General features: G+C 67.4%; 8 protein-coding genes. All 8 read left to right on the top strand.

Going from position 1 to position 6,428, the window contains the following annotated elements:
* The first annotated feature begins 48 nt into the window (after positions 1-48).
* The 8 genes from Q0Q36_RS08070 to Q0Q36_RS08035 all read left to right on the top strand — a co-directional run bounded on the left by Q0Q36_RS08070 (position 49) and on the right by Q0Q36_RS08035 (position 6,414).
* Complete coding sequence (locus Q0Q36_RS08070) at positions 49-684, top strand: ATP-binding protein (protein WP_293797125.1); 636 nt, start codon at positions 49-51, stop codon at positions 682-684.
* Entirely contained in the window at positions 681-1,286 is a 606-nt protein-coding gene (locus Q0Q36_RS08065; RefSeq protein WP_293797124.1) for a response regulator, read from the top strand. The genes Q0Q36_RS08070 and Q0Q36_RS08065 overlap by 4 nt, the downstream gene beginning before the upstream one ends.
* A 125-nt stretch (positions 1,287-1,411) precedes the next feature.
* A complete protein-coding gene (locus Q0Q36_RS08060) occupies positions 1,412-1,903 on the top strand; it encodes a heme-binding protein (protein ID WP_293797123.1) in 492 nt (163 codons plus the stop codon).
* Positions 1,904-1,976: 73 nt separating this feature from the next.
* Positions 1,977-2,666, top strand: coding sequence for an ankyrin repeat domain-containing protein (locus Q0Q36_RS08055; protein ID WP_293797122.1), 690 nt, complete (start codon positions 1,977-1,979; stop codon positions 2,664-2,666).
* Between the two features lie 144 nt (positions 2,667-2,810).
* Positions 2,811-3,590, top strand: coding sequence for a sulfite exporter TauE/SafE family protein (locus Q0Q36_RS08050; RefSeq protein WP_293797120.1), 780 nt, complete (start codon positions 2,811-2,813; stop codon positions 3,588-3,590).
* Positions 3,591-3,769: 179 nt separating this feature from the next.
* The gene (locus Q0Q36_RS08045) at positions 3,770-4,525 is read left to right on the top strand and encodes a GntR family transcriptional regulator (RefSeq protein WP_293797118.1); all 756 of its coding nucleotides are present in this window, start codon (positions 3,770-3,772) and stop codon (positions 4,523-4,525) included.
* Positions 4,526-4,544: 19 nt separating this feature from the next.
* The gene (locus Q0Q36_RS08040; protein WP_293797116.1) at positions 4,545-5,522 is read left to right on the top strand and encodes a 2-hydroxyacid dehydrogenase; all 978 of its coding nucleotides are present in this window, start codon (positions 4,545-4,547) and stop codon (positions 5,520-5,522) included.
* A 94-nt stretch (positions 5,523-5,616) separates the two neighbouring features.
* A complete protein-coding gene (locus Q0Q36_RS08035; RefSeq protein WP_293797130.1) occupies positions 5,617-6,414 on the top strand; it encodes a transporter substrate-binding domain-containing protein in 798 nt (265 codons plus the stop codon).
* Positions 6,415-6,428 lie beyond the last annotated feature (14 nt).

The following is a 6,428-nucleotide window of genomic DNA, read 5'->3' as shown; positions in this document are numbered from 1 at the left end:
GATGGATCAAACCTCCACAAACACCTTGCCTGTCGGGCCGTTCCACATATGAGCCAGAGCCAGGCGGGGTTGCGGCTTACGCGATCGGGCGATGCCGCACCCGGCGATCTCGTCGGCGTGCTCGAAGCCAATGTCCGGCACGCGCGCCGGGCCGGCGAGATCCTGGAGCGGTTGCGGACCTATGTAACGCGGCGCGAGCCGCAGCGGCAGCCGCAGAATCTCAACCGGATCGTCAGCAATGTGGTCGAGCTGAGTCAGCGCGACCTGCAGGAGCGTGGTGTCACGCTGCGGCTGGACCTGAGCGAGCCCGGGCCGCAGGCGCTCCTCGACCGGGTCTCGATCGAGCAGGTCGTGCATAATCTCGTCCGCAATGCCGCCGAGGCCGTCGAGGGGATGCCGGCCGGGTGTCGCGAGATCGTGCTGGCCACGCGCCTTGTCGATGGAGAGGCGGAGATCACGGTCGCGGATGACGGGCCGGGTATCGCGGAAGCCGACATGGCCCGCCTGTTCGAGCCGTTCTTCACCACCAAGAGCAGCGGCATGGGGCTCGGCCTGCCGCTTTGCGAACGCCTGGTCGAATCGGCCGGCGGGCGGATCGTCGTGGACAATGGGCCCGAGCGCGGCGCGATCTTCATAGTGCGCTTTCCGGCGCTGGCGACCGAACTCGGGATGGCGGCAGAATGAAGCCTGCGCCGCGTACCGTCTACCTGATCGACGACGATGCCGATGTGCGCGATGCGCTCGTGCTGCTGCTGCGGACGATGGGTTTCGCGCCGCGGCCCTTTGCCGGCGTGCAATCCTTCCTCGACCGGCCGGACCCGCGCCAGGACGGCTGCCTCGTCGTCGATATCCGCATGCCCGGCACCTCCGGCCTGCAATTGCTGGAGCGCATGGCCAGGGAGGCCGGCGGCATGCCGACGGTGATGATCACCGGCCATGGCGATGTCGCGGCCTGCCGGCGTGCCTTCAAGGCGGGCGCGGTCGATTTCCTGACCAAGCCGATCGATGAGCAGGTGCTGCTCGAGGCTGTTGAAGCGGCCTTTGCGGCGCTCGATCAGCGCAACCGGACCGAGGCCGTCCGTGCCGGGCGCGATGCGCTCAAGGCGAAGCTGACCCAGCGGGAGCGCGAGATCCTCGACCTGGTCGCCGAGGGCTTGTCGACCAAGGAGATCGCCCGCGCGCTCGACGTCTCGCCGCGCACCGTCGAGACCCATCGCGCCAACATCGCCGAGAAGATCGGGGCGGGATCCGTCGCCGAGATGGTGCGCTTCGCGCTTGAGGGGTGAGGGCGGGGTTCTCCGTATAATTACGGAGAAGGCTCCGGCACCGCACCGATCAAAACGCCTGATGGAACCGGCTAGTTTGCGGGCATCGAGCTTAGGGCTCGTCCCGCTCAAGTCCTGGAGAGATCATGACCCAGATCCGTTTCGCCGCCGCCGCCGTTGTGCTCGCGCTCGTTCCGGCCGCTGCCGGCGCCCAGGTCCTGCAGGAGCGCAACATGCCGCTCGCCATCGCCCAGGAAATCGCCCAGGCGACCGTCGAGGCTTGCGCCGCCAAGAATTTCAACGTCACCGCGACGGTCGTCGACCGCGCCGGCGTGACCCGCGCCGTGCTCCGCGCCGACCGGGCCGGCCCGCACACCGTCGCGGCCAGCCGTGACAAGGCCTTCACCTCGGCCTCGGCCCGCAACGCCACCGCCGCGATGGCCGAGGGCGTCGAGAAGAACCCGGCCCAGCGCAACGTGGCCGCGATCGAGGGCTTCCTGCTGCTCGGCGGCGGCGTGCCGGTCAAGGTCGGCGACGAAGTGATCGGCGCGGTCGGCGTCGGCGGCGCCCCCAACGGCCTGCTCGACGAGGAATGCGCCAATGCCGGCATCGAGAAGGTGAAGGCCAAGCTGCGCTGAGCCTGGGCCAGAGCTGAAACGAGGCAGGCGGTTGCGGAAGCGGCCGCCTGCCTTCGCGTTGGGGAGCGCCGCAATGGCGAGGATGTTGCTGATCGTCGTGGCGCTGGTCGCGACCACCCTGGCCGGCCGAGCCATCGCGCAGACGCCGCCCGATGCTGCCGAGCTCGCCGCCTATCGCGGCCTGCACGCCGCTGCGGCTTCCGGCGATGTCGTGGCGATCCGCAGTCTCGTGCAGGCTGGGGAGAAACTCGACGCATGCGACGGCAACGGCCGCACGCCGCTGCATGTCGCCGCCTTCCGCGGGCAGGTCGGGGCGATCCGCGCGCTGATCGCGGCCGGGGCCGATCCCGGCCTGTTCGACAATCAGCGCTATGATGCGGTCACCATCGTCTCCGTGACCGACGATGTTCCGGCGCTGAAGGCTCTCCTGGCCTCGGGCGCTTCGGCCAAGCTGATCACCAGCCGCTATGACGGCACGGCGCTGATCGCCGCCGCCCATCTCGGCCATGACGGTATCGTCCGCGAGCTGATCGTGGCTGGCGCGCCGCTCGACCATGTCAATAATCTCGGCTGGACCGCCCTGATCGAAGCCGTGATTCTCGGCGATGGCGGCCAGCGCCATGTCGAGACCGTGCGGGCGCTGCTCGCGGCCGGTGCCAATCACAATCTCGCGGACAGGCAAGGCGTCACACCGCTGCAGCATGCCCGCGCGCGGGGATACACCGCGATGGTCGCGCTGCTGGAGGCCGGCGCCTCCCGCTGAGGCCGTGCCTGCATGGCTTGCCTGCCGAAGCTGTCGCCGGACCGTTTTGATTTCGCGCAAAGCCGCTAAGCAGCTTTGCCGGAATTGCTCTAGGCAGACGGTTCGGCCACGCCCATACGGCCCTGGTCTATTCGTGGGGGGCTCATGACGATCGCCGGGTTGCTGGGACCGTTCAGCACGGGGCAGGTTTCGGCCTGTGTCCTCGTCGTCTTCCTGACGGCGATCATGCGCGGTTATACCGGCTTCGGTTTCGCGCTGGTGGCGGTGCCGCTGCTCGCCCTTATCGCTGACCCCGTCACCGCCGTGCCGATGGTGCTGCTGCTCGAAGTGGTGGGCAGCCTGCAATTGCTGCCCGGCCTGTGGCGTTCCGCGCATCTGCGCTCCGTGCTGCTGCTCGTCGCAGGGGCCTTGCTGGCGACACCGATCGGCCTCTATGGCCTTGCGGCTTTGCCGGCCGACGTGATGCGCCTCGTGATCGCGCTCGTCGTGCTCGCGACGACCTGCGCGTTGGCCGCCGGCCTGAAGGCGAGTCGCGAGCCGGGAGTGCCCGCAACCTTCGGCGTCGGTATCCTCTCCGGCCTGCTTAACGGCGCCGCGGCGATGAGTGGTCCGCCTGTCGTGCTGTTCTACCTCAATGCCCAGACGGCGATGCATGTCGGGCGCGCCTCGATCGTGCTGTATTTCCTGCTGTCAGACACGGTTGCGCTCGGCTTCGCGGGCGCATCCGGACTTTTGGGATCGTCGACGGCGCTGCTGGCGGCCGCCACCATCCCCGCGCTGTTTGTCGGACAGCTGATCGGGACGCGCCTGTTCCGCTCCGCCCTGCAGCGCCATTACCGCGTCGTCGCGATCATGATCCTGCTCGCGGTCAGCGTCTTCGCCATCGTGCAATCCGTACATGCGTTGTGGGGTAGCGGGGGCTAGGCGGCGCCGGCGTCTGACAGGAAGCGTCGTCATCCCGGTCAAGCGGCGCAGCAGCTCCGTTCCATGCTTTATCGAGGGGGCTCTCCCAGAGAGAAACGCCCCCTTGTAAAATTTCACAACATGTCTACGCTTCCTTCTAATGAGTGCCGGTCAAGAGCGCCCTTGAGGAGGAAACCGGGATGGCGCACAGCGCGGTCCAACCCCGACAGGCCGAGGATACGCCTGCGCCGAAGCGGCGCAACCGCGTCAACCTGTTCGAACTCGCCTATGAGCGCATCGAGGCGCTGCTGATCACCTGCGAATTGCCGCCGGGCCGCTTCCTGTCGCTGCAGGACCTTCAGGACATGACCGGCTATGGCCGCACGCCGGTCCATCACGCCGTCAATAGGCTGGCGGCGGATACGCTGATCGTCATCCGCCCGCGGCACGGTTTGCAGGTTGCGCCGATCGACCTGGCGCGTGAGCGCGTGCTGCTGCGGCTGCGCCGCGATCTCGAACGCTTCGTCATCGGGCTCGCGGCCGAGCGGGCCGGCCCCTCCCATCGCAACCAACTCCTGCATATCGAGCGCCTGCTGCGCGAACGCAGGGACAGCCTGAGCTTGGCCGAGTTCAACACGCTGGACCGTCGCATCGACGAGACTGTGCTCTCCGCTGCGGCCGAGCCTTTCCTTCAGCACACCTTGCGCCCGCTGCACACGATCTTCCGGCGCATCGGTTTCATCTACCACAGCGCCATGCCGCAGCGGGTCGGCCTCGCGGTTTCGATCGACCACCATATCGCGGTGCTGAACGCCATTGCGGCGCGCCGGGCGGATGAGGCGGTCGCCGCCTCCGATGCGCTGATCGGCTTCGTGGACGGCATGTTCGACGAGATGGAAGCGGTGATCGACCCGTCCCTGCTGGATTGCAGGGTCGAGCCGCTGCTGAAGATCTGACGGAAGGGATTACCGGACCATGCGCATTGTCTTCCACGGCGAGAACGCCGCCTCCTTCAGCCACGGCTTCGCCGGGCTGGTCGGCGACAAGGCCGAGATCCGGCTCCTGCCCGACCATCTCGAAGAGGGTGCCGATCAGAGGGCCTATGCCGAGGCCGAGGTCATCATCGGTGTGAAGTTCGATGCCGGCCTGCCGCAACCCGCCGGGCTCAAGCTCTTCCATGTGCCGGGTGCCGGCTACGACATGGTCGATCTCGCGGCGCTGCCAGCCTCGGCCGCCGTCTGCAACTGCTTCGGCCATGAGCAGGCGATCGCGGAATATGTCATGGCGGCGCTGCTGGCGCGCAACGTGCCGCTGGCCGATGCCGACCGGCGCCTGCGCCAGGGCGATTGGGCTTATTGGGCCGGCGCGCCCGAGCGCGTCCATGGCGAGATCGCCGGCCAGACCATCGGCCTCCTCGGCTTCGGCCATATCGGCAAGGCCATCGCGGCGCGGGCCAAGTCCTTCGAGATGAAGGTGCATGTCGCCAATCGCAGCGCCGTGCCGACCTCGACCCTGGTCGACCGCGCCTTCACGCTCGATGCGCTCGCGGAATTCTGCGGCTCGGTCGATGTCGTCGTCGTCTCCGTGCCGTTCACCGCGGAGACCAAGGGCATCGTCGGCGCGGCCGCCTTCGCGGCGATGCGGCCGAATGCCGTCGTGATCAATGTCGGGCGCGGCCCGACCATCGACGAGCAGGCGCTGTTCGACGCCCTGAAGACCGGTCGGATCGGTGGGGCGATCATCGACACCTGGTATCGCTATCCCAGCGCTGGGGACAGCACGCCCCTGCCTGCAAATCTGCCTTTCCACGAGCTTTCAAACGTTTTAATGACGCCGCATATGTCCGGATGGACGAGCGGCACGATCAGCCGCCGGCAGGGGGTCATTGCCGACAATATCAAGCGCCGCTTCGCCGGCGAGCCGCTCGTCAATGTCGTGCGCCCCGGCGCCTGACGCTGCCGGCGCAATCAGGTTCTTCAACAACCGGCCAGAAGAAGCCGGGCCACGACAAGCGGCGCTGCCGCAGCAGAGGAGACACCAGGTGAAAATGCTCAAGCATCTCAAGATTGCCGGCATGGCGCTGGCGCTCGGCGCCGGCCTGCTTGCCGCCAGCCAGGCCTCGGCCCAGACGGTCACCGACATCATCAAGCGCGGCTCGGTGAAGATCGGCGTGCTGATCGGCGCCCCCCCTTACGGCTCGGTCGACTCGCAGGGTAACGCCATCGGCTACGATGCCGACGTCATCGCGCTGATCGGCAAATATCTCGGCGTGAAGGTCGAGATGGTGCAGCTGACGCCGCCGGCCCGCATTCCCGCGCTGGAAGCCAACAAGGTCGACTTCCTTGTCGCGACGCTGGCCCCGACGCCGGAGCGCGCCAAGGCGGTGATGTTCTCGATCCCCTACAGCGCCTTCCAGACCGGCGTCTATGCGAAGAAGGGCGTCGCCATCAAGACCTGGGCTGATCTCAAGGGCATGAAGGTCGGTGTCAACCGCGGCTCCAGCGTCGAGCGCGAGTTCACCAACCGCGAGAAGGAACTGAACCTCACCATCCTGCGCTTCGAGGACGACGCCACCACGATGCAGGCGCTGTTCTCCGGCCAGGTCCAGGCCATTGCCGGCCCGGACGCGCAGGCCAATGCGGCGATGAAGGCGCGCGGCGAGACCGAGACCGAACTCAAGTTCGTCTTCGGCGTGCAGCCGAACTCGATGACCATGCGCAAGGACGCCTATGAGCTGCGCCAGTGGCTCAACAACTTCATCTACTATGTCAAGCAGAACGGCGAGCTCGACGCGATCGCCCAGAAGTGGGTCGGCAGCCCGCTGCCGCCGCTGCCGACCTTCTGATCCGACGTCCTGAT

Origin of the sequence: uncultured Allobosea sp. (genome assembly GCF_945957345.1) — a bacterium.
Taxonomy (GTDB): domain Bacteria; phylum Pseudomonadota; class Alphaproteobacteria; order Rhizobiales; family Beijerinckiaceae; genus Allobosea.
Note: the sequence above shows the minus strand (reverse complement) of the source record. Positions and strands in the feature narration are given on the sequence as shown.

Bases quoted from the DNA above. Each gene is read 5' to 3' on its own strand.
- Q0Q36_RS08070 (WP_293797125.1), top strand. From the start codon at position 49: ATGAGCCAGAGCCAGGCGGGGTTGCGGCTTACGCGATCGGGCGATGCC.
- Q0Q36_RS08065 (WP_293797124.1), top strand. From the start codon at position 681: ATGAAGCCTGCGCCGCGTACCGTCTACCTGATCGACGACGATGCCGAT.
- Q0Q36_RS08060 (WP_293797123.1), top strand. From the start codon at position 1,412: ATGACCCAGATCCGTTTCGCCGCCGCCGCCGTTGTGCTCGCGCTCGTT.
- Q0Q36_RS08055 (WP_293797122.1), top strand. From the start codon at position 1,977: ATGGCGAGGATGTTGCTGATCGTCGTGGCGCTGGTCGCGACCACCCTG.
- Q0Q36_RS08050 (WP_293797120.1), top strand. From the start codon at position 2,811: ATGACGATCGCCGGGTTGCTGGGACCGTTCAGCACGGGGCAGGTTTCG.
- Q0Q36_RS08045 (WP_293797118.1), top strand. From the start codon at position 3,770: ATGGCGCACAGCGCGGTCCAACCCCGACAGGCCGAGGATACGCCTGCG.
- Q0Q36_RS08040 (WP_293797116.1), top strand. From the start codon at position 4,545: ATGCGCATTGTCTTCCACGGCGAGAACGCCGCCTCCTTCAGCCACGGC.
- Q0Q36_RS08035 (WP_293797130.1), top strand. From the start codon at position 5,617: ATGCTCAAGCATCTCAAGATTGCCGGCATGGCGCTGGCGCTCGGCGCC.